We start from the raw sequence: 23,093 nt of genomic DNA, 5'->3' as shown, positions 1-23,093 counted from the left end.
CTGTTAACCCTTTTCTTTAGCGCCTGACTGGGGAGCCGACAACACCTTCCTGTATTGGGTGGGTGTTGTCTTTTATTGACGTCAAATCAAGGAGAGCCACACCATGAACCCGATTTTTTTACCTGCGCCGGAGAGCACGACACCGGCGTCGCAGGAAGCCATTTTTACGGTGCAGGTCACCGGCCTGATGCAGCATCCTCACCGACCGCAATCGCTGCAAGAGAAAATCCTGACCGTGTGTGAAACTGCCTCCATCACCGAAGCGGTACAACGATTGAAAGTCATCCATTTGCTGGGTGACTGGCCGATACCGGAAATCTCATCGGGTCAGTATCGACGCGCCTTTTTTCCCCTGACGGTGATGATATATGACGCCAAAGATAACAGTGTGCTCGGGGGGCGCTTTTATGACGAGATCGTCTGGGCGCAGCCGGTTACACTGACGTCAGAACGTTTGTCACTGGAACGAAAACAACAGCAGTTATGTCAGGCGGCCACCGTTGAGCTGAGCTGGCAGGATCCGCAGGCAGCCCACGTTTTGTGGCAGGAGGCGAATTTGTTGTCACTGCATATGATTTCACCCGATTACCACTATCATCACGAAGTGCAGGATATTCTCCGGCATAGCGCAACGGTCAGCGTTTGATGGTGTCACCCTGGAAGCCTGACGTTTAACCGTCTGGCAGATGATTGCCGCCGCGTTGCTGAAACGTCATTTTGGTCTGAGCCTGAATGACACGGCATTGTGTGAAACCGAAACGGTAACCGAACATATCGCCAGTGGCATCCGGCCGTCTGATGCCATCAATGAACGGGGGAATAAATACGATTTAACCCGCATGAATGCGTCTGAAATATCAGGTAGTACACCGTATCTGGGCATGCATGACGAGCTGATGGTCATTGTCGACAGTCAGGTTGCCGATATTTTCAGACGGGATTTCAACTGACACTTTTCTTCAATCACCCATCGGGGGAACTGACTCCCGTGGGGGAACAGTTTCTCCGGTTTTTAAACTTAAAAATCAAAGGAACTTAACATGGCAGAATGGGTCACTAATCAACTGGAAGTTACGGGCAAATCCGTGTGTCTCGATGTGATGCAGCAATGGGTCTGCGGAGAAGAAGTCCCCCGTTACCGTCAGGCGGTATTACAGAGCCTGCGCCTGTTTCTGGCCGGCTGTGCGGGGATATTAAAACCCACCAAGCCCCTCATTTACACACCGTATCCGGAACTGATTCGGGGCACGGCAGCGCCGACCGCGCAGAATCTCGCGTTTGAACAGTGGCTGGCGTTGTTGCAGGATAATGTGTTGTTAACCGCCGAAAATATGAAGCGGATTGACAGTATCTACCGCCAGTCGGGCTTAAGCCTGCTGCGCTGGGAGACTATACCGGCATCAGCGCGTGACATGATTGCCCACCTGCTGACCCGTCAGTACACTGACTGGTTCGGCGTGGTGAGCTGGTCAGACAACCTTGATATCGGCGTGTGCTGGGAGAAGCTGTCGGTTTATCCGACCTCGGCCCAGCCGTGCGATATGCTGATGATACGACCGACCCGATTGGCCACGGAAATTAACGGCAACAGTGGTTTACTGAAAGGGATGGCCTCCACGGTGCAGTTCTACGATGAGCACTATGGGCTGGAATGGCCGTTCGGTCATCATGTCCGCTGGGAAAGGCGCCATGTCAGCAGCTTAACCGTGCGTTTTGACACTCCATGGGTACCGCCTTCGGCGGAACTGATGGGCGGGCTGTCATCAGTGTTTGACTGTGAAATCCGCCACTGGTACAGCGAACCATCAGGTCAGTTAAAAGGCTATGATTGTTATGACCAGGGTGAACATGTGGACAGTCATAACGGGCAGGTAGGACACGAAAACCGTCCGGCCCTGTATCTGGTTAACGGAGACAAAACCGAACCGGCACTGGCACTACCGGCGATGGCCGTCGGCCAGTAATTCTTTGTTCAACGCAGCATCCACTTATTTTCACCTCAACCGACAAGGGAAACACGTTCCCCCTGTCGGGGCGTGTTTTCCTTTTTTATCAGGAAAACACGCTATGGCTTCTGGCTCTGACTACCAGAAAGACTTTATTTCATTGTTTAAACAAACCGCCCGTTACCGTAACCGTTATCGGGTTTTTCAGGATTTTTGCAACTGTGCAATGGCCGCCATTCACAATAAATACTGTTTCAGTGAGGAACTCGAGCAGTTCTATCTGAAAACCATCAACAAATACGAACGGGAAGATATTGACCGGATTGTGGAACTTTTTTCGATGACCGTGCTGGCATTGTCGGAAGCACCCGGTGATTTTCTCGGCAGCGTGTTTATGCAACTGGAGCTGGGCAATAAGGAACTTCAGCAGTTCTTTACGCCCTGGAGTGTGGCCAGAGTCATGGCACAATTGCAGTTGCATGAGGTGTCTGACTTGTTGCAGACCCGACCCTTTGTCACTTTCCACGAACCTTGCTGTGGTGCAGCCTGTATGATGCTGGCAGCCGCAGAGGTATTAAGAGAGCAGGGACATGATCCGTTGTCCAGTATGTGGGTGTCTGCGATTGATATCGATCCGCTGGCAGCGGTGATGGCCTATATCCAGCTTTCCCTGGCCGGTATTCCGGCGGCGGTCACAATTGGTGATGCTCTGCATGATGGTGGCAGCCAACGAACCCGCTACACACCGGCTCATTATCTGGGCAACTGGTCGCAACGTTTGCAGGCCTATGACCCGGCGGCCTGATTTCTGTTTGCATCTTCTTTGTTTCACGACTGCGCCTTTCGGGGCGCTTTTTTACGTTTATGGGTAAGTCATACAAACAATTTTCATTTTCGCAAAAAGAGTTTCGCCTTGTTTCAGCGTGGGATTGACCGACACTGAGCCAAATTTGACAAGGAGAAAAGTGATGTTTACACGTTTTAAATCGCATTTTACCCGCTCGCCGGCATTACAGAAAAAATCATCAGGGCAAAAAACGAGCGGGGCCTGTGATAACGGGGACTATTTCCGGCCACAATCAGTGGAGGCGTTGCTGGCAACGCCCTTGCGCCATCAGTGCCTGCAACAATTATGGCAAAACAGTACGCTGCCTGAAGGGTTGTACCAGCGTTTTTATCTCGCCCCGATTAAACAACTGCTGGGCAGTGTTCAGCAGATACCCGCCGCCCCGGAAGGGAAGTGGTCAGGCCGTGGCGGATTTGCTGACCTGACACTGCAATTTACCACCTGTGCCGTGCGGTTAGCGAAGGGACATTTGTTACCGCCGGGTGTGGCACCGGAAACGCAGGCCGCACAAGGGGTCTTATGGCAGGCGGTGGTGTTCTGGGCGGCGTTGTTTTACCACCTGCCGTTGTTGCGGCAACTCGAAGGGGAACTGGAAGACGGGCAGGTCTGGCAACCGGGCATCGGTATTCCCGACAAACCGTTTCGTTTCCGTTTCCGCGCCTCGGAGAACATACCGCCGGCTCCGCAGGAAGTGTTGCTGGCCGCCTGTCTGTTACCGGAAAAAGCCATGATGTGGCTGGTGACGGTACCGGAGGTCTGGCACTGTCTGATGCAGCATCTCAATGGCCGTCCTTCCAGCGTTCCGCTGATAGATACCTTGCTTCAGGATGCGGCCGGACAGCTCCATTCCCCTTTGCAGGTGAAACCGGTGACGGAGACCGTGTTCTCTACTGAAGACAACCCTGTGCCGGAAACGACAGTGCGGACTCCCGCCAGTAACATAACGCCACCGCCCACCGCTCCCTCTGACGATACGCTGACATTATTGTCCTTATTTCAGTCACCGGATGCATCTTCACCACAAAATCAGGGGAAAAATCATCATCACGGTCCGAAACTGACCAAACAGCCGGGACGGGAGAAAGAAAGTATTGCCACTGACAGTTACCCACATTCATCATTTAAAGGTAAATAATTTAAAGGGTTATTTGTATTTTATTGCCGTGAATTGTTTTTGGACAGGACACGGCAGGATGAACCGAGGAAAAAATAACATGTTGAATACAGCAGAAACGCTCAGTTGGGAAGAGCTATTAGAAGAGTACTTTTTTTCACATATCCTGCGCCCGGATACCGAATGGAGTTATCGCAAGGTCACACGGGGTTTTATCCGGTTTATGGGAGAAGCCGCATCACCGGCACAGGTTATTCACCGGGATGTGTTGCGATGGCGGCGCCACCTTCTGGTAGAGAAAAAGCAGTCGAGTCATACCTGGAATAATAAGGTGGCTCATCTGCGGGCGATTTTTAATTTCGGCATAGAGCGAAAACTGCTGCCTCACACCGAAAATCCGTTTAATAACGCCGTGGCTAAAAAAGAGAAGAAAAAGAAGAAGATTTTGAGCCAATCGCAGATAACCCGCATTAATCTGCTGATGGGCAAGTTTGCTGAGGAAGAAAGCATCGAGATGACTCCGCGGGGAGGGCGGTGTGCCCTGTATCCGACCTGGTATTGGTCAACAGTGCTGGCGACATTGCGTTTTACAGGAATGCGTCAGAACCAGTTACTGCACCTGCGGTTGCGGGATATCAATCTGGACAGCAATTATATTGAACTGGGGCTGGAAGGCAGTAAAAACCACAGTGAATGGGAAATACCGATCATTCCGCCGCTTAAACGCCGGCTGACAAAATTAGTGGAAAGGGCCATCGCTGCCGGTGCGAAAGCCCACGATCCGATTTTCGATCTCAGCCGGTTGAGTGTCCCGCACCCAAGCCGGCTTTCCCGTTACCAATACGATATCAACCGGGAAAAACAACAGCTCCGTTCTTTCTTTCGCCGGCTGTCCAAAGAGTGTGATTTTGCGGTCTCGCCTCACCGTTTTCGTCATACGCTGGCGACGACCCTGATGAAATCGCCGGATCGTAATCTGCCGCTGGTGAAACGCTTACTGGGGCACCGTAATGTGGCGACCACGATGGAATACATTGATCTTGATATGGAAGTGACGGGCAAAGCGCTGGAACGGGAACTGGGGTTGTATACTGATTTTGTTGATGAGCATGCCGATGAGAATGAATAAAACGGCGTAAAAAAGACAGGGCAGGTCTCAGACAGGATTGAGGTGGAGGTGTGAGTGAACTGCCCTGCATCAATATCGATGGTATGAAAAAATGGCTAATTCCGATCCCCTGTCACGTGAAGTTTTCACCTTACTTGACATCAGAATCAATTACTGAAATCATTACCTTAAACGAGAAAAGGGTAACTGTTAAAACAGCTACCCTGTTATCTTGTCTTAAATGTTCTTTTCAACTAAACAGTACAAATTGAGCTGATTAGGATTTAACATTTAATTAACGATTGATTCTTTTTTGCGCTTTTGTCAGGAAATTTAATAACCTAGGACAAACCCGCATGGAAACTTGGTGCCCGGAGGCGGAATCGAAAATCATTATAACTTGTTGAATAGTCAAAGTCTATAACCTGACTTTCCTTTTATGCCCCTTTTAATGCCCCCAGATTTTTTTGTTTGCTTTTTCTTCTATATCTGACTGATTTTTATTATTTATATCGCTAGTTGTGTGCTTTTAAATCATCTTAAAGCAAAAAAGCCGTGAGGGTTAAAAATGGTCAAATCGGGCTGCCATTTCACGCTCAGGGCTTAAGATAAAACATATTCATTTTTACGACATCGATCACAAATTACAGCGGGTTATTCCTGTGGTTTACTGCGAATTTTACGCTCAATCAGTTGGCCCTGTTTATCAAAATAGCGGCTGGGCCAGATTTCTGAGGGATGGATGCCAAGATAGTTCGCAATTATCCATTCGCCTTTAGGCCACTGTCTGCTGAGTGCATTTGCCAATGTTGATGAACTGAGTCCCGTCTCACGGGAGAGCGCTGCTAAGGTTGTCCCGCGCTTGCGCAATGCTGCGATGATATCGGCCTGATGCCAGTCATGTCTAATGTTGTTATTCATTCCTGCTACCCCTTTCCATTAATTAATATTGATGGTGGCGATTCAGACAGGGTTAGCAGACCGGGATCAACATCCGGCGAGGCCGAAGCCTCCCCTACCTGAACCGCCATAGAAAAGGCGAACGCAGGCACACTGGCAAGAAACTATCCTTACCAGTGGTTGATCTCAAGGCTGCTAAACCTTGACCATTAGATTTGGCTAATGGCAGGAATACTTTAACTGATTGTTTTATTTAACTCAATAACCGGACGACTAAGTTTAACGGCTATAAACCCGCTCGACATAACGCCCGCGGCTGTCACCATGCCCCAAATCCATTGAAACCAGTGCGCTTGCTTCCTGACGACTAAAACCATTCTGTTGGTAAAAACTCAGTGCATCCTGCGCCCACGCATAGCGCAAACTGTGGGGAGAATGGCAACCAGTTAAACCAATCTTTGTGGTCTGTGCCCGCCAGTAGTTCATGGCCTGTCTGAGATCCGGTTTATCAATCAACCTGCCGCCTCGTTGTTCTGCAATAGCTATTGCTTGTTCGACAGCCGCTTTCACCGCTGCTACATCCAGTATGCGGGTTTGTCTTGGCCGGCCGCCTTTTGTACCGAAAACAACATGCAGTTTCGGCTCTGGTTGCTCTAACTGTTTGCGCCAGCTTTTCAGCGAGGCACTGCATTGCACTGCTTCCTGAGAACGAAGCCCCATCAAACGGGCAAGTTTCAGTGTGACAGCAAATCCGGCATCACGTTCAAGCGCTTTCTGATAGATAACCTGAAATATGGCATCAGGGATCGCCTGCTTCGTCCCGGCGCGGCTGGTGCCGCTTAGTCCCAATGCCCGATTGCTTAAACGCGGCGAGGTTTCCAGTTTATTCCGGCCTGCCATGCGGAAAATATTACGCAGTGCGGACATTTCATTTTGCACCGTTCGCTTGGCAATCCCCTGAGACAAACGGGCATCAACATACTGTTCCACATGCTTGGCTTTCAAATTCTTAAGGCTTTTAACCTGAATATTCAGGCTCAATAACAACGCGCCCAAACGTTCGGCGATCTGAATGCGATCATGGCAAGTTTTATGACTGCCGCCGCCTTGCCGGGCAAAAAATTTTAATTCCTTAATCAGTCGGCTCATCAGCTTCCCCTTATTGATACCTGACAACATGCAATCTCTGGCGCGCGACCATTCTGGCAAAACAGAAAAACCTGCTTTGCCCTTGATCGATATCTGTGCGCCAGAGTGAACGCAAGTTGAGGTATTGCGGGGTATCGGTTGAGTACGCGGTACTGCCGCCTGTATAAACAGGTCATCCCCACCGGCTAAAAGCCAGCCTCGATATCGTCAAGTTCTCCTTTTTCAATCTAAAAATGCAGTGTCAGATTCACTGCGTGGTGAAGCAGGCGTGAGCCTGTCAGGGTTGTAGTACTCTTTGGCTGCGGCGTCACTTTCAGCGGTAACCCGCAAAAAGTGACGCCTTGAGTTTTCGAGCAATCAGCAAAGACTATGCAAGCGTTGAAATACCAACGGGTACAGCAAAACTCCGCCAGATTCAATGTCAAACGGTAGTCATGCGTTAATGGTTTAGCGGTAACAAAATTGTCTGTTGAATAATTCAGACAGGGATAGATAAAAGTATGAACGGATGCGCAAAAGCCATCCTGTTGTTCATTGAAGATAAACAGGATTTATGTTGATTTGAAAAGTCAGTGTATGAACCTACGTTCAACACCCTTCGGCGACAAGATAAAAACACCTTTTGGGCGTATTTTTAGTTTAAGAAACCTTCATTACCAGACAAGGGTTTTATGTCTGACAATATCTGCTTCCAAAGGTGGGCAGATGTACCGCAATGCTTGCTCTCCCTTGCAGGCTACGGGAGTTTTCATTCGCCACCCGAAGGCGATCCTGACAGGCGAGGGATCATTTTTGTAGAGAAAGATATTAACGGTCAGACAGGCGAGAGTCAAACCATTAACTATACCTGCCAGCCTGATTTTTGCCTGAATTACCGTGCATATTCCGATAATCCCCCTATATTCTGCCAACACCAGCCAAAAACTGGATTTAATTCGTTAATTAATTTGATTGATTAATGTGTAGAATAAATGTGCTTTGCTGTTCAGCTATGCATTTTATCTCACTGAGATTCAGCATGATACCGAAGCCTAATTGATAAAACACAAGTTAAATTCAATGAAAAACAACAAAGAATCGCTTTATCTAAAAGAGCGCGCTTACCTGCGAGAGCTGGCTGAGCACATCGCGAAAGAGTCGCCGCATCTGGCTGAGTTTCTGGTTTCCTCTCATGACCCTGATATTGCCCGTGTTTTCGAAGCCTTTGCGTTTTTGATTGCCAATCTGCGGGACAAGCTGGAGGATAATTTGCCCGAAATTGTTCACGGTATTCTCTCCCGTATCTGGCCGTTAGCCCTGTCTCCTATTCCACCGACGACGATAGTACAGTTTACGCCCACGGATGATGAACATCAGGGCACTGCCGAGATCCCGATCAGTACATCGGTGTCTGCCAGCCTTAACGGGCAGTTGATCAACTTTAAAACCTGCCGTCCTTTGCAGATTGAACCGCTGATTGTACAGGCGCGCACAGTCAGGAAAACGGGCACTCACAGTGAAATCATCCTGACACTATGCCAAACCGGTTCGGCGTCTTCTTTCTGGCAAAGCGGAGCCTTATCTTTTTTCCTTGGCACCGATACGGAGCGCGCCGCCCAGCTCAGCCTGTGGCTGGATCAACATATCTGTGATATCAATCTGAACACACAGGGTGAGCGGCGAACAATGAAAAGTTTTCCTGATGGCTGGCATGGCTTGCTTGACGAACCGTTGCTGCCCAGCGCCAAAAGTCCCTATTCCGGCCTCCAACCGTTGGTGGAATATTATGCGTTGCCGGCGCTTTATAACTTTGTCACGCTGGATATCAGCAGCAGTTGCGCAAAGGTCCCGCTGAATGACGATGGCACGTTTGAGCTGATTTTGCGTTTCGGGGGCGAATTGCCACTGGAGGATGTCGAGGGAGCATTTTTGTTGGGTTGTGTGCCGGCGATCCATCTGGAAAACCAGACCAGCCCGCCTGTCCGGTTGGAAGCCGGCAATCACCGCTATCCGCTGCCATTGGGCGGATCAGTGTGCTTGTACCGGCTGCGGGAGGTTCAGGTGGTAGTGCAGCCCGAAGACAGTGAGCAGCGTGGCGCACCTTATCACTGGCTGCCGATTGAGCAGTTTGTTCCCGCCGAGCGTTTTTTCGATGACGATGCGCAACCCGACACGTTTTACTACCAGCTCCAGACTGAATCTGATTTTCTGGGCAGGATCCGGCACCGGCTGTGCTTTTTTGATTTGGCCGGCAATCCGGCAAACAATCTGCCGGATATTGCTGTCTCGTGCTCTTTCATCGGCTACCATGAGCAGGCTCTGACGCTGGAACAAGGCGTAATTACCGTGACGCCGGAAAGTGCACCGTCCCATTTTGATGTGCAGAATATTATTCCGGTGGTGACCGATTATTCGCCATTGTTACAGGAAAATAACGTCTGGCCGTTGCTATCCTGCCTCTCCAGTCCGCCGGTGATGTTATTTGCCACCGACAGCCTGAAACAGTTTCTCCGCCTGTTTGACCCGCATAGCGAGACCAACCGTCCGCTGAGCCGCCAGTTCCAGCAACACATTGACGGCATTGTGCAGGTAAAAGAGCACCTGACTGACCGCTTAAGGCGTGGGCAACCGGTTCGTGGGTATGTGTTATCGCTCACGCTGAATCCCGGTTGTTACCGTACGCCCGGCGAGATGTACCGTTTCAGCCGGTTAATCAATCAGGCGATGGCCTGCTTTATCTGCCAGTCCACGTTCGTCATGCTGGAGATTTTCACCCCGGACAGTCACAAGGTGCTATGGCAGTTCTGGCATGTCGATGGATTACGCCCGGCCATGTAAGGCATGCATGTCATAACCGATAAGGAATAAAAATGAAAAGTGGATTACGTTTTACCTGCCGTATCGCGGGTGTGCCGGAAGACACCTTTGCGGTTGGCGATTTTTCTCTACAGGAAGGATTATCCGAACTCTTTACCCTCAATCTGACACTGGTCAGAACGGGCAACCCGAACCCCTTTAAGCCGCAGGCGGAAATTGATTTAGCCTCGCTGCTGATGCAGGAAGCGGTGTTGCAGGTTTTTTATGGTGAAACGGAGCAGCGCAAAATCACCGGCATCATCTCCCATGCGGACTGGGTGGGCACCGATGGTAATAAGACAATCTATTCTGTGACCGTGCGGCCTGCCTGCTGGCGCTTGACGCTCAATCAGGATAGCCGGATTTATCATCAGCAAAATGTGCCGGCCATTTTAAACAGCCTGCTGAAAAAACACCGGGTGAAAGCCGATTCAAAACTCTACGATGCGCATCAGGACCGGGAATATGTGACCCAGAAGCGTGAATCCGATTATGATTTTTTCAGCCGGTTAGCCGCGGAAGAAGGTATCAGTTTCTGGTTTGAGGATGAAACACTGTTTTTCAGTGACCGCCATCTGGGCATGACCGCTGGCTTGCCGCTGCAATACCAGCCCCAGCCGGAAACCGCGCACGGGGTAGATACGGTTTATCAGGTACGGTTAGGCGTCGGCATGAGCCCGCAACGCAGCTTGCACAAAGACTTCAACCCGGAGAACCCGCGCTATCATCTCTCCCATATGCACAGCAGCGAAGGTTTCCGCGATTTCGGCAGCCAGACCCCTTACACCGTGTTTGAAAGTTACGGGCGTTTTCAGAAAGATGCCGCCGCCAAACCGTTTTTAAAATACCGGCAGGAAGCACTGGATAACCAGAAACAGACTGGCAGCGGTAGCAGTAACTGCATCAAACTGATGCCAGGTAAAATCTTCGAAATAAAAAATCATCCCCATAAACCGCTGAATGTTCGCTGGCAGGTGGTCGGTATCAGCCATCACGGGCGTTGCCCGCAGGTATTGGGAAATGATGCCGGTAAAGGCACTACACTTTCCAACCAGTTCAGTTTTATTTCCGGTCTGGATGATTATCGTCCGCCTTTCCACTACAAACCGCTGGCAGATGGCGATGAAACTGCCATCGTGGTCGGTCCGGAAGGTGAGGAAATCTTCGTCAATAAAGACGGGGCGATTAAAGTCCATTTCCACTGGAACCGCTATGACCAACCCGATGATGGTGCCTCGTGCTGGGTTCGCGTGGCTCAGGGCTGGAACGGTAACGGCTTTGGTTTTATGGCGATACCGCGTATTGGGCAGGAGGTGATTATCTCCTACCTCAATGGCGATATCGACCGCCCCATCGTCACCGGCTGTGTTTACAACGGACTGAATCGTCCGCCGCTGGATTTACCGGCTCAAAAAACCCGCACCACCTTTAAAACCAAAACCCACAAAGGCAAAGGCTTTAACGAACTGCGCTTTGAGGATGCGAAAGACAGCGAAGAAATCTATCTCCACGGTCAGAAAGACCTGACCGCGCATATCGAAAATGATGCCTACTGGCATATCAAGCATGACCAGAAAAGCCGCATTGATAATAACCGTTATCACGAGATACTCGCCGATGACCATCATCAGGTGGCTGGTTCGCGCAAAATCACCACCGAAGGCGATGTATCGCATCGGATTGCCGGCAGCCAGCATATTCAGACTGGCGATGCCACTGTGATTGACAGCGGGCAGGAAATCCACCTGAAAAGCGGTGGCAAAGTGGTGCTGGAAGCCGCCGCAGAAATCACGCTGAAAGTGGGCGGCAGTTTTCTGAAAGTCACGCCGGGCGGCATTCTCTGCTCACCGATTAATGTCGGGCAGGGTTCAGGCGGCAGTGGGCGCGGAGTTTCACTGCAATTACCGGAAGGCGTGGCACCGTTGCCGGAGGTGGAATTTCCGGTCAAAAAATATTGTGCATTGCAAGCACAGGAAAATGCTGCCTGGGTGATTAAATCCCCGCAGGGAGGTCAGTCATGACTGATTCTACCCAAAAAACAAGCTGGGCAACCTGGCTGGGCGGATCTGACAAACCGCCAGTTTACCTGATGATCAACCCGCTTTCGGTGCCTAATCCTGTCAACACGCTCTATGTGAACAACTGGGTTGAACAGGCTTTCCCCCTGTATAGCGGTACATCGCTTGCTCACCTGATGGAGCAGGGGCCGTGGCTTATTCAGCCGAAAATGGACTGTCTGTCCACGTTTACTCGTCTGCTCGACCACCGCGCGTTCAGTGACGGCAGTTGGGGCTGGGCATACCGTAGCGATACGAGCTGGCAGGCACAACTGGATCACTGGCAACGTCACCAGCTCGTGACCCTGCGAGACGAACAGGTCGTCTTCCGGCTCATGGATACGCGCATTCTGCGAGTATTGATGCCCGCGATGCAGCCGACGGATTGGACATCCTTGCTTAATCCGGTCACTGAGCTGATGGTGGATATGCCTGAGCCGACGGTTTTTCTTCGTCCGGCACAATGCCCGTTCAGCCAGATTGAACGCCCCTTTGTACTGGAGCCGCATCTGATTGCAGCATGGGAGCAATCAGATTTCGCACTGGAAGGTCTTGCCAAGACGTTAATGTATGAACTGTGGGAAGCACAGGGTGAACTGGCACTGAAACGGGATACTCCCGAAGGTACTTTGATCCGTGACCTTGAAAAATGGCTGCGCCAGCACCGCCAACAGAGTTCACGTTTACAGGCGCTGACCCTCCATGACTTTCTGGCAGGAAGCGATATTGATGCACAACGTACTTAATCAATAAAGGATTTAACCGAATGAGTGACACAGGAAGATTAGATTGTGTTCCCTGCAATACATTCAAACACTGGCTGGAATTTCAGTTATTGGATAATCAGGGCAAGCCATTAATCGGTATCCCCTATACCCTGAAAAGCCGGGATGGAGTGATCAAGGCCAATGGCGTGACGAATGGTCAGGGGGTTCTGCGGGAAGAAAATTTATCACCGCTTCCTATGACACTGCATGTGGATGCGCAGAAATTGGCAAACCAATTGGTTGAAAAACATTCTGTTGCAGCGGTGAAAAATGAAAAAGCATCGGGTTCCTCCCCCGCGATTATGCCGGGCGAACTCAGTGATGGACTGCCGAAGATCGAAGGCTGGACAGAAGAAGCCCTGCAAACAAAATATTACACTGACCGCGAATATTCGGGCATCACGGTGATACCCGAACATAACCGCCGGCATGTGATGGCCGTCGAACGCATTGTGAAACCAGTATTTGCAAAATCCTGCCTGCAACCTTTGGGTTGCACCGATGCGGGCACAGAAACCGAGCCCGCAGCCAATTTTGGTCAATTGCAGGTTTACCTGCCAGCACCCGCAACGGCTTCTGCGGCGCAGAATAAAAACACGCCGCCATGGTATATGGTGCCGATAGGATGGCTGCTTGATCAAGTGGTGCCACCGGCACAAGCCCATCCGCTGGTGTTTCAGGCAATGGAAACGCAGATGGCATTGGGTGCAGCAGTGGGTACGGCGAGTAATAACGATGGATCATGGGAAACCGAAAGCGCTCCGCCACTGATTTCTGAGAAAGAAAAGCTGTTCATGGCCGCCATTGTCTCTTCCACACCGGCGGACCGGGCACAGTTAGCCTGGGGGGCTCTGAAACGGGCATTTGGCACTGACAGTGACACGGCTCAACACCAGCTCGAAAGACTGAAACAACTGGCTGATCAAAAAGGCCGTGCAGAAACCCGTGTTCGCTATCGTTTTGTGGAGGATGAGAAGGCCGGAAAAGTGAAGGTGGTTGGTTACCATACCCGCGAAGGAAGTGGCATGGATACGGTTAAAGTGCGTCATGTGAAGCAAACCGCACCGGGAACATACGAATTTCGGGAGGATGGCGCGGATTCGCCTATACTGGTCTGGTACACTAATGCGTCGTCAATGTATAAGGCATTATCACCGCAGGAATTACCTCAATATTTTAACCAGCGTGGTACGCCAATCAATGTCAACACTGTACCGCTTGATGATCCGAGCATGACCGGTCAAACACCCGGCCTGGAAATCCCAGAGCAGCCAACGTGGCGGGACGGGATTATGGTCAACCCGCAGCAAGATCCGAATGAAATGGCGGGGAACAAAACAGAAACGCCAATATCGGATGGAACAGACCGCGGGCCAACGAAGACGACCACACCGGTACAGGAGCGTGATTTTCGGGATTATATTCTGGTTTTCCCGATTGAGGGCGTGCCGGCGGTTTATGTTTATTTGAGCGATCCTTATGGTGGAACGGAAAAAGGTAAATACAGTGGTCGTACCTATGATCCAGATAAAGCGGGTGGACCTATTCAGGATTTAGACTGGAGAAATGTTGAAATTACACAAGAAGGATTAGATAAAGTTAAACTACATACCAGCAGATTTGAAGAAAGTATTGAGAATACAATGATGATTGAACGTTTAGAGAAAATTCTGTCAGGAGAGATACCTACGACCGATTATGATAGGCGATACTACACACATGAAATAAGGGAATTAGAACGTTATCGTGTTGTAGGTGTTCCCGATGGTGTTCATGATGAGGATATTTGGAATCATGCCCATGCTGCAACTCTAGAGGATTACAAAATTCATGAAAGAACGTATCCTCTATATACACCTGAAGCTATTCATGCTGCTGATCTTGCAGAAGAAGCTAAATATAAATAGAGAGATAATAATATGCGTCCATTAGAGCAAATGATAAAAAATGAATCTGTCGAAGATATACTTTTAGTGTTTTCTCTTAAAAGCTCCTATCCATCTATAGATCGTATGTATGTAAGATTTAACTTTGAAGTCATTGAAAAAAACGAACTATGGACAACATACAAAAGACTACTAGACGAGGGGAAATTAACTAAAGATAATAAAGGGAAGACAATTAAAGGTCCTAATTGGAAAGAGCCTGAGTTTTCTAGAACAAAGAAATATAGTAACTTAATTGAATGATATTAAAAAATAGTTTTTAAAAAATGATTGTTAAAAGCTATTTGTTTAAACAGATAGCTTTTATTTTAAAAGGTTAATACCAAAATATTAGAGTAGCCAATGAATGATAAATATCATTGTCCATGTTGTGACCACATTTCTCTTGATGAACTTGGCGAATACCTTATTTGTGACATTTGTGGATGGGAAGATGACTCTATACAGTCTAAAAATGCCGACTTTCAAGGAGGGGCTAATGAGATGAGTTTAAATGAAGCCAGAAAAGCATTTTCAGAAGGTAAGAAAGTAATCTAACTTTACCTACACTAAAAAGTGTCCGTAAATTATTTGTATTAGTCGCGACTTGGTCTGACAATTCAACTTGAAAAGTTGAGAGTTACCGGTTTTGATAGAGATGTCCAAATCTTAAACAAAACACGAGGTAACTCTCATGCTATATACTAACAATCCTATTATTAAACACAAAATCGGTTTACTTAATTTAGCGGAAGAACTCGGCAACGTTTCTAAAGCTTGCAAAGTGATGGGTGTATCACGCGATACGTTTTATCGTTATCAAGAACTTGCCCAAGAAGGCGGTATTGATAATCTTATCAACCAAAGCCGTCGTGTTCCTAATTTTAAAAATAGAGCGGATGAGGCGACTGAGCGTGCCGTTGTTGAACATGCGGTAGAGTTCCCTGCTCACAGGCAACATCGAACCCGTAATGAGTTACGACAAAAAGGCATTTTCATCTCAGGAAGTGGTGTACGCTCTATCTGGCTCAGGAACAACCTTGAGAACTTTGCAAAACGGCTCAAAGCCCTTGAAGCTAAAGTTGCTGAAGAAGGTATTACGCTCAATGACGCTCAAATCGCCGCCCTTGAGAAGAAAGCTCATGATGACGAGGCTTGTGGTGAAATCGAAACAGCTCATCCTGGCTATTTAGGCTCACAAGATACTTTCTACGTGGGTAATCTAAAAGGTGTTGGGCGTATTTATCAGCAAACATTCATCGATACGTATTCGAAAGTTGCGCATTGTAAGCTGTACACGAGCAAAACACCGATTACGGCAGCAGACTTGTTAAATGACCGTGTATTACCGTTCTATCAATCTCACCAGCTGCCAATGCTAAGAATACTGACGGATAGAGGAACTGAGTTCTGTGGTCGAGTTGAACATCATGATTATCAACTTTATTTAGCGATTAATGATATCGACCATACCAAAACGAAGGCGATGTCTCCGCAAACTAATGGTATCTGTGAACGGTTCCATAAAACGATTTTACAAGAGTTTTACCAAATCACGTTCCGCAAAAAGCTGTATGGTGATCTGGAAAGTCTGCAATCGGATCTGGACAACTGGTTATGGCACTATAATAATGAAAGAACACATCAAGGTAAAATGTATTGTGGTCGAACACCAATGGAAACATTACTAGATGGAAAACGACTCTGGGCAGAAAAAAATCTGAACTAGATTTAACCTGACAGACACCTGTATAAATAACCGGTAACTGTCAGGTCAAGTCTGAGCTAATACAAATTATCTATATGATTACGGAAAATTTTCGGTAAAGGATATGTTATGTTATTCGTCGCCATGCTTTTTATGTCAATTGTAACTTTTTTCTTTTTAACTATAGTGGTTAGCTATTTATTTATCTTGGAAAGAAATGCAAAAAAAACAATATGGACGTCGTTATTAATGACATTTGTTTTTATATTAAGTCTACTTATTCCACAGTTTTCTTATCAATATTTATTTTAATGGGGTATTCGCGCTTGATTGCTCATTATGTGAGCAATCAAGTTATATGAGCAACCAAGGAGTTATTTTTTATCCTTAAGATGTTGCATTAATCTATTCTCAAAAATTTGTTGGTTAACTTGAAAAGTTACATTTTCTTTCCATTCGCCAGTGATATCAAATGGTTTTCCTCCCACATTAATATCCTCTTTCGCCCAATTAAATGTGTCGTATGGGTCAGTAAATTTATCATATAGTTTATAATTTATTGTACCAGATACATTATATGTATCACCCACTTTTTCAGCACTCACATTTGTAAGACTGCCACTGACCGTTGCACCTCCAATACCCCAAAGCGGATCGTAAACCGGAACTTTTTTTTCTAGACCAAAATTATACCTATTTTCAAAATCAACTCGTTCACCACCCTGAATCTGTGAAATAAAACGAGACTGAATACTGCCCTCTGGCCTACCAAATGCACCTGGTTTTCGCATCAAGCTACGAACTTTATCATGTACACCGATATCAGAGAGTGTCAATTCTCGGCCTGATTTTCCGAAAAAATGCTGCAACATACCGAATGAACTCATACTGGGTTTACTATTTTGAGCTTTATCGTAAAACCCTTCATTCGAACCAGGACCACCCCTACCAAAGTTTGCTTTTCTCAGCGGAAGCATTTTCGATAAATATAATTTTTTTACCCCTGTCGTATCCCCTTTGGTGTACGCCTTCATTATGTCTTCAATTACTTTATCTCCTCTTCTATCTCTTGGGTATGGGCAATCTTTTTCACCGCATACTGGACAAATATTTTTCTCTAACCCTTTCAAAAAGTCCATGTTAATTTTATTTTCTTCCGACATAAATATCCTTAATAAATATGAATAAATTTCACTATTTTTACATATGAAATGTTTTTTAATAAACTAAATTATATCGATAAAAATATTATTAAATATGTGTTGTTATCGACATGAGATAATTTTACATTTTTATTTCATACATAGATACTAAGATGGCATGTGTGGTTGTTCTTACAGTTATAGAAACTTAATTAATAACCATACGGTTTTTATTTCTGTGAAATGGTTAAGTTAAATTTAGATGAGTTAAATACCTATTTTTAGTAATTATATGTAATGGTTCGCATTCGAAAATGATCAGACTCGCATGTACGGTTAACGTGAGCACGGCTGTTTTTAAATGCTAAATAAGCTTTCATAATAACGATACACTCATTTTTTCATTCCCGGTTGTTGCCCTAATGAAAATGCAATCATAAATTCTTCAACGCACGCTAAGAGTTGCGGTCATGCTCCCAATGATTAGATATTGTGATAAACACCCTGCTTTTTATTATGGAGTGAGAGATGGCTAAAGTTGATGTGGTTTGTCGTTACTGTCATAAAACAGAAGAGGTTAAAGGGCATGGAAAAGGACGTACTGGTCATCCCCGCTATCACTGCTATGCCTGCCGTAAAACCTTTCAACTGAATTATGCCTATCAAGCCTGTTATCCCGGCGTGAAAGAGCAAGTTATTGATATGGCAGTGAATAACTCCGGTGTTCGTGATACCGCTCGTGTACTGAAGATAGGGATTAACACCGTCATTCGCACGTTAAAAAACTCTCCCCGAAAAATGTGACCAACCTTCCTCTTAAGGGAAATGAAGTCCAGCTTATCTGTGAAGTTGATGAGCAATGGTCATTTGTGAGAAGTAAAAAGAATCAATGCTGGCTCTGGTATGCTTGGGAGCCTCGCCTCAAGCGAGTCGTGGCACATGTTTTTGGTGATCGCAGTACGGCGACTTTACGCAAACTTCTTGAGTTATTATTCCCATTTAATGTCAGGTTTTACTGTACGGATGATTATGCACCTTACAACCTACTTCCTGAAGAAAAACATATTGTTGGAAAACATTATACCCAACGTATAGAAAGAACCAATCTGACATTACGTACACGTTTAAAAAGACTGAATCGAAGGACGATAGGTTATTCCAAATCAGAGGAGATGCACGATAAGGTGATAGGGACTTTCATCGAACGTGAATACTATTCTTTATAGGGCGATCTAACTATTGGAGTCACGACCTTTTTGGAGATAAACTAATACCTCTACAAATTATAGGTTTTGTTATTACTTTATTTGGTGTTTATTCTTGTAGAAAAAAATAGAATTTATTCTTGGATTCGCCTAAATAAGTGTAATTTTTAAGGAAGGTGATCAATTGCTATAATAGGCATCTCTTGCATTCACATAATAAGTGCAACACCATTATAAACGAAGTAAATGAGTTGATGTTCCTTTAAATAATTCATTCGGTGTTTTGTAATTCCTCGTTTTACGAGGACGATTATTTAATCGGTTTGCCACAAGATTTACCTCTCGTTCTGATACCTGATTAAAATCAGTTCCCTTTGGGAAGTAATTTCTGATTAATCCATTTGTGTTCTCATTTATTCCTCTTTCCCAAGGAGAATACGGGTGAGCAAAATAAATTTTTGCCGCTAAATTTTTACTGATAAGAGCATGTTCAGCAAACTCCAGTCCGTTATCAAAGGTAATTGTTTTAACTTTGTTTTTTATCCCACATAAGTGCCTTGTTGCCGCTTTTGCAACGCCTTTTGCTGTTTTATCTTCCAGTTTAATGATGAGAGTAAATAGCGATTTTCGTTCAACTAAGGTCAATAATGCACTTTTATGATCTTTGCCAACGATAGTATCGCCTTCCCAATCCCCAATACGCTGCTTTTTATCAACACATTTTGGGCATTTTTCAATACTGACTCTGTTTTTGATTTTTCCTCGGTGTTCATCACTTCCGTAGCGTTTACGAGACGGTTTTTTAGCTATCCTGAGATGCTGGTATAAATCACCACCATTCACTTTATCTTTATAAATCAATCTATAAACTGTTTCATGATGCAAAGAGATGATATTTTCCCTTTTGAGATAACCAACTGTTTGTTCAGGACTCAAATCTTGCCAAATTAACTGTTTAATCAATTTGACGATCTCAGGTGTCACTTTTACGGCTTTTATCGCGGCATGGCGGCGCTCTGAGGCTTTAAGTTGAGCCTGTTTAGGGCAGTATTTCTCGTCTTTCTGGTTTCGTCTCAATTCCCGGCTAATTGTTGATGGATTTCTATTAAGAGACGTTGCGATAAAGCGTTGTGTAAAACCGGCTTCTTTTAAACTAAAAATCTGATATCTTTCTATTTCGGTCAGTTGTGTATAGGCCATAGTGCATTTTCCTTTGGCGAGAAAGATGCCTACTATAGCAACTGACCGCCTTTCTGAGAAATTGCACTTATTAGGCGAATCCAAGTCTTTCTCGCTTAATTAGGAAAACAATCATTTTTTACCTGTTCAGATTGACACTGACGCGCTGCGCTTGTCTTCTCCGTGCCACCGGGCTAATACATTAACCCGGTAGCTCGGAGAGCTGAAAAACCCCTGCCAGAAAAAATATTTCCTCACCTGCTCCTCATTTTTCTCCTCACTTTTTATTTTCCTCACTGCAAAAACAGATGAGGAATTGATAATTTTTTATCCTTAAAAATCAATGCGTTTTGTGCTCCTCACTTTTTCCGTATATAGGCGAGAAAAGTGAGGAATTTGGTGAGGCACAAATTTCCTTTCCTCACCATTCCTCACTTTTTTACTCACTTTTTAATCTTCATTGTTCTGATTCATGATGGTGAGTTCCTGCCCGTGGCGGGTAATCAGTCTGTCTTGCTCTAACTTGGTTAACCAGCGGCTGAAATTCTTCACATTCACCCCCATCGCCTTTAAATCGTCACGCACAAGGGCAATGGAACAGGGTTCTTTCAGGGCAGTGCGCGAGCGGATACACTGCCACAGTGCCGTATGGTTATCGGTTTTATTGGAAACATGGCTGATTTCTTCCTCTTCAACCGGATCGCGTGGTCTGTCAATCAGCGCCAGTGACGTAATCTCTTCACCGTCTTTATCGGTAAAAAGCTCCACCACGCGCATATCATAGGCTTTGGTTTCTGGCTCTTCGGCATCTTTCATTTTGGTGCAGGTGATAACCAGCGAGCCGCTTTTTTTCCCTTCCCGGTTGATTTTGTATTCAACATCCAACGCGGCACGGAGGGCGCTGGAACCTCTCGCGCCTTTGCTTTCGTCTTTGCCGGAGTGGTGAACCACGAGAATGCTTGCCCCTGTTTTGGCTTTCAGTTCGTCACAGCCCCGGACAAACGCGCCCATATCTTTGGAGTCATTTTCATCTGCACCACCAAAACAGCGGGCTAACGTATCCAGAATAATCAGACGCACCGGTTCGCCTGTTTCAGATTCAACCTGCTGGGCTGCGACCACCAGTTCATGCACTTCGGCAGGCGAGGCCGGAAAGACAGGCGTATTGATCAGATACATATTTTTAACTGCCTGACCATTAACGATTTCCCATGCTTTGATGCGCCGGGGCACACCAATTCCGCCTTCGCCGACAACGTACAGCACAGAACCCTGAGCAACCTTTTTTCCTGCCCATGCTTTACCCGTGGCAATGTGACAACCCCATGCACCCGCCAGAAAACTTTTATATGACCCGCTAGCTCCGTAAATGCTGCATAAGGAATGTGCTGGGATGATGCCTTTAACAACATAGTCCAACTGAGCATCAAATCCTTCTGAGCCAACGGATAGGGGTAATTTTGTCTTGCGCTTTGGATAAAGCGTCTCTACATTGTGATAATTGTGGTTTTCTGTTGCGTGACTGTTCATTGATTTCCCTACTTGATACAAACCTTTACTGAATGCCTGTTTTGCTGCCTCAATACCATGATGCTGACGATAATCGTCCCAGTCGGCTTTAACAGCATCCGGTGGTAACGTGACCCAACCATTCACCGCAAGGGCCGCTTTTTCTGCTGAGATCTTGCCGACATTCACTTTGGGTTTCCCGTGCTTATCCAGCTCGTCGGGGCGGTGCCAGTCATTATCTGCGGCAATAATGATTTTGGTGTCCGGCCAGCGTTCCCGAATGGCTTTGGCAACAGAAGATAAATTGCCCTCATCCAGCGCCGCCAGAATAGTACCTTTATAGAGCTGGCTAACCGTGAGTGCTGTGGCGTAACCTTCGGTGATAATTACCGTCTCCGGATGCTCTTCCAGCGCTGTCAAGGGAATAAACGCCCCTTTTTTCTGGCTGCCGGGGAAGAATTTTTTCTCGCCATTGGGTTTAATGATCTGCGCACCGGTGACTTTTTTATCCAGTGCTGTCAGTGCCAGCACTGTCGAATTATCAAACAGTAGCCGCTGATCAAGGTGTTGCAGACCCTTTGCCGTCAGATAGGGCGATTGCCCGGTGACAGTTTGTGCCATCAGTGCCGCCACTCTTTCGGCAATAGGTTGTGTTGGATAATAGGTTTCTTTGGCTGGCTTGGGGGCTGGCAAAGGTAGCGCCAATACATTAGCAACGACTTTTGCCGCCTCAGTGATGGAAATTCCTTTGGTTCTTGCCACTAAATCCAGCCCATCGCCATAGTTTGGGGCGTCACACTGACGGCAATGCCAGTTGCCGTGATGGTGATCGTCAATAAAGTGAAAACGGTCGGTGCCACCGCAAATAGGACAAGCGCCATGCTTTCCCTTTGCGGGGATATCAATACCACAAGCGGGCAACAGATTTTGCCAGGAATACATAGCCGAGATTTTGACGGTTTGGATAAGATCAAACGGTTTTTGATTGCCCGATTTTTTTGGGGCTGTAAATTTAGGACGAGTTTGGGTATGCTGTGTATCAGCCATCGTTTTACCTCACTTAACGGTTGTTGGTCAGACGCCCTGTTAGTGTTACGAGCACTTCGGGGCGTTGTGTTTTTATGTTACGTGTCTTATGTCATCTTCTTTTCTGTGTTATGCCGCTCGCGATTCAGCAATACGCTGGGCAATCCAGTTATCAATCTCTGCTTCAATAAAAGCAACGGAACGCGGGCCAATCTTGACCTGCTGCGGGAATGCGCCGTCACTAATCAGTTTGTAGATCCACGCTTTGCTGTAACCCGTTCTGCGCTGTACTTCTGGCAAACGAATCAGGTTGGTTTTCAATGCTGCCACTGTCATGTCACTTCTCCTGTTACCTAGTCCCTGAAATATCATCGTGGACGTTGTTTGATGACAGGCGGATTATTTAAAAAGCAAGACTTAATGAACAGCGTTAATTGTTTTTCTCCCGATGAAAATTAACGGGTTGAAAATTGTACTAGCGGTTTTTTCTGTCACGCAGCGGTTTGGCGAAGTCATACGGTGTAATGGCTTTTTCCCGGTTCGCATCCAGATAGTCCGCCCACCATTGCACCATCAGCCGCCGTTCATCCAGATGTTTAGAGGTGTGAATATACGCCGCCCGGACGTTGTTTCGTTCGATATGGCTGAGCTGGCGTTCGATGGCGTCATCGCTCCA

Annotated in this window: 23 protein-coding genes and 1 pseudogene; 16 read left to right on the top strand and 8 right to left on the bottom strand. The window is 46.8% G+C overall.

Annotated features, from left to right (window positions below; all coding sequences use genetic code 11):
* Positions 1-75 precede the first annotated feature (75 nt).
* From PSI14_RS14000 to PSI14_RS13970, 7 genes are all read left to right on the top strand, one after another.
* The gene (locus PSI14_RS14000) at positions 76-243 is read left to right on the top strand and encodes a hypothetical protein (protein WP_273576468.1); all 168 of its coding nucleotides are present in this window, start codon (positions 76-78) and stop codon (positions 241-243) included.
* Positions 188-646, top strand: coding sequence for a hypothetical protein (locus tag PSI14_RS13995; protein ID WP_273576467.1), 459 nt, complete (start codon positions 188-190; stop codon positions 644-646). The genes PSI14_RS14000 and PSI14_RS13995 overlap by 56 nt, the downstream gene beginning before the upstream one ends.
* Positions 647-686: 40 nt before the next feature.
* Positions 687-950, top strand: a complete 264-nt coding sequence (locus PSI14_RS13990; RefSeq protein ID WP_273576466.1) for a TA system toxin CbtA family protein — start codon at positions 687-689, stop codon at positions 948-950.
* 90 nt (positions 951-1,040) lie between these two features.
* The gene (locus PSI14_RS13985; protein ID WP_273576465.1) at positions 1,041-1,964 is read left to right on the top strand and encodes a DUF1281 domain-containing protein; all 924 of its coding nucleotides are present in this window, start codon (positions 1,041-1,043) and stop codon (positions 1,962-1,964) included.
* 103 nt (positions 1,965-2,067) lie between these two features.
* Positions 2,068-2,751 carry an N-6 DNA methylase gene (locus PSI14_RS13980; protein ID WP_273576464.1) on the top strand — a complete coding sequence of 228 codons (684 nt, stop codon included), beginning with the start codon at positions 2,068-2,070 and terminating at the stop codon, positions 2,749-2,751.
* A 163-nt stretch (positions 2,752-2,914) separates the two neighbouring features.
* Complete coding sequence (locus tag PSI14_RS13975; RefSeq protein WP_273576463.1) at positions 2,915-3,928, top strand: TraI domain-containing protein; 1,014 nt, start codon at positions 2,915-2,917, stop codon at positions 3,926-3,928.
* Between the two features lie 79 nt (positions 3,929-4,007).
* A complete protein-coding gene (locus PSI14_RS13970; RefSeq protein ID WP_273576462.1) occupies positions 4,008-5,036 on the top strand; it encodes a tyrosine-type recombinase/integrase in 1,029 nt (342 codons plus the stop codon).
* Positions 5,037-5,669: 633 nt separating this feature from the next.
* On the opposite strand, the gene PSI14_RS13965 is transcribed toward PSI14_RS13970, so the two are convergent.
* From PSI14_RS13965 to PSI14_RS13955, 3 genes are all read right to left on the bottom strand, one after another.
* Positions 5,670-5,936 carry a helix-turn-helix domain-containing protein gene (locus PSI14_RS13965; RefSeq protein ID WP_273576461.1) on the bottom strand — a complete coding sequence of 89 codons (267 nt, stop codon included), beginning with the start codon at positions 5,934-5,936 and terminating at the stop codon, positions 5,670-5,672.
* Positions 5,937-6,194: 258 nt separating this feature from the next.
* A complete protein-coding gene (locus tag PSI14_RS13960) occupies positions 6,195-7,064 on the bottom strand; it encodes an integrase domain-containing protein (RefSeq protein WP_273576460.1) in 870 nt (289 codons plus the stop codon).
* A 227-nt stretch (positions 7,065-7,291) separates the two neighbouring features.
* Entirely contained in the window at positions 7,292-7,489 is a 198-nt protein-coding gene (locus PSI14_RS13955) for a hypothetical protein (protein WP_273576459.1), read from the bottom strand.
* Positions 7,490-7,735: 246 nt separating this feature from the next.
* On the opposite strand from PSI14_RS13955, the gene PSI14_RS13950 reads away from it, so the two are divergent.
* The 8 genes from PSI14_RS13950 (at position 7,736) to PSI14_RS13915 (ending at position 16,377) form a co-directional block, all read left to right on the top strand.
* A complete protein-coding gene (locus tag PSI14_RS13950) occupies positions 7,736-8,023 on the top strand; it encodes a hypothetical protein (protein ID WP_273576458.1) in 288 nt (95 codons plus the stop codon).
* Between the two features lie 100 nt (positions 8,024-8,123).
* Positions 8,124-9,881 (top strand): type VI secretion system baseplate subunit TssF, encoded by a 1,758-nt coding sequence (locus PSI14_RS13945; protein ID WP_273576457.1) that lies wholly within the window; start codon positions 8,124-8,126, stop codon positions 9,879-9,881.
* A 32-nt stretch (positions 9,882-9,913) separates the two neighbouring features.
* A complete protein-coding gene (locus PSI14_RS13940) occupies positions 9,914-11,920 on the top strand; it encodes a type VI secretion system Vgr family protein (RefSeq protein ID WP_273576456.1) in 2,007 nt (668 codons plus the stop codon).
* On the top strand, positions 11,917-12,702 hold the full coding sequence (locus tag PSI14_RS13935; protein WP_273576455.1) for a DUF4123 domain-containing protein: 786 nt from the start codon (positions 11,917-11,919) through the stop codon (positions 12,700-12,702). The genes PSI14_RS13940 and PSI14_RS13935 overlap by 4 nt, the downstream gene beginning before the upstream one ends.
* A gap of 20 nt (positions 12,703-12,722) precedes the next feature.
* On the top strand, positions 12,723-14,630 hold the full coding sequence (locus PSI14_RS13930; RefSeq protein WP_273576454.1) for an S-type pyocin domain-containing protein: 1,908 nt from the start codon (positions 12,723-12,725) through the stop codon (positions 14,628-14,630).
* Positions 14,631-14,642: 12 nt separating this feature from the next.
* Positions 14,643-14,912, top strand: coding sequence for an immunity protein (locus PSI14_RS13925; RefSeq protein WP_069317046.1), 270 nt, complete (start codon positions 14,643-14,645; stop codon positions 14,910-14,912).
* A 99-nt stretch (positions 14,913-15,011) separates the two neighbouring features.
* On the top strand, positions 15,012-15,206 hold the full coding sequence (locus PSI14_RS13920) for a CPCC family cysteine-rich protein (RefSeq protein WP_069317045.1): 195 nt from the start codon (positions 15,012-15,014) through the stop codon (positions 15,204-15,206).
* A gap of 136 nt (positions 15,207-15,342) precedes the next feature.
* Complete coding sequence (locus PSI14_RS13915; RefSeq protein ID WP_273576453.1) at positions 15,343-16,377, top strand: IS481 family transposase; 1,035 nt, start codon at positions 15,343-15,345, stop codon at positions 16,375-16,377.
* Between the two features lie 353 nt (positions 16,378-16,730).
* Here the strand turns inward: PSI14_RS13915 and PSI14_RS13910 are convergent, their stop codons facing one another.
* Positions 16,731-17,519, bottom strand: coding sequence for a hypothetical protein (locus PSI14_RS13910; protein ID WP_273576452.1), 789 nt, complete (start codon positions 17,517-17,519; stop codon positions 16,731-16,733).
* A 507-nt stretch (positions 17,520-18,026) separates the two neighbouring features.
* Here PSI14_RS13910 and PSI14_RS13905 point away from each other — a divergent pair.
* Positions 18,027-18,724 (top strand): IS1 family transposase gene (locus tag PSI14_RS13905; protein ID WP_273576451.1). Its coding sequence is split into 2 segments (ribosomal slippage): positions 18,027-18,276 and positions 18,276-18,724, totalling 699 coding nucleotides; the frame shifts between segments, so codons are not numbered across the junction.
* A gap of 210 nt (positions 18,725-18,934) precedes the next feature.
* On the opposite strand, the gene PSI14_RS13900 is transcribed toward PSI14_RS13905, so the two are convergent.
* The 4 genes and pseudogenes from PSI14_RS13900 to PSI14_RS13885 all read right to left on the bottom strand — a co-directional run.
* Complete coding sequence (locus tag PSI14_RS13900) at positions 18,935-19,903, bottom strand: IS30 family transposase (RefSeq protein WP_273576450.1); 969 nt, start codon at positions 19,901-19,903, stop codon at positions 18,935-18,937.
* Between the two features lie 429 nt (positions 19,904-20,332).
* Complete coding sequence (locus PSI14_RS13895; RefSeq protein WP_273576449.1) at positions 20,333-22,438, bottom strand: AAA family ATPase; 2,106 nt, start codon at positions 22,436-22,438, stop codon at positions 20,333-20,335.
* Between the two features lie 108 nt (positions 22,439-22,546).
* Positions 22,547-22,753, bottom strand: coding sequence for a helix-turn-helix transcriptional regulator (locus PSI14_RS13890; RefSeq protein WP_273576448.1), 207 nt, complete (start codon positions 22,751-22,753; stop codon positions 22,547-22,549).
* Between the two features lie 139 nt (positions 22,754-22,892).
* Positions 22,893-23,093: pseudogene (locus PSI14_RS13885) on the bottom strand (tyrosine-type recombinase/integrase); the annotation flags it as partial.

This window comes from Xenorhabdus anantnagensis (assembly GCF_028598555.1).
Lineage (GTDB): Bacteria > Pseudomonadota > Gammaproteobacteria > Enterobacterales > Enterobacteriaceae > Xenorhabdus > Xenorhabdus anantnagensis.
Note: the sequence above shows the minus strand (reverse complement) of the source record. Positions and strands in the feature narration are given on the sequence as shown.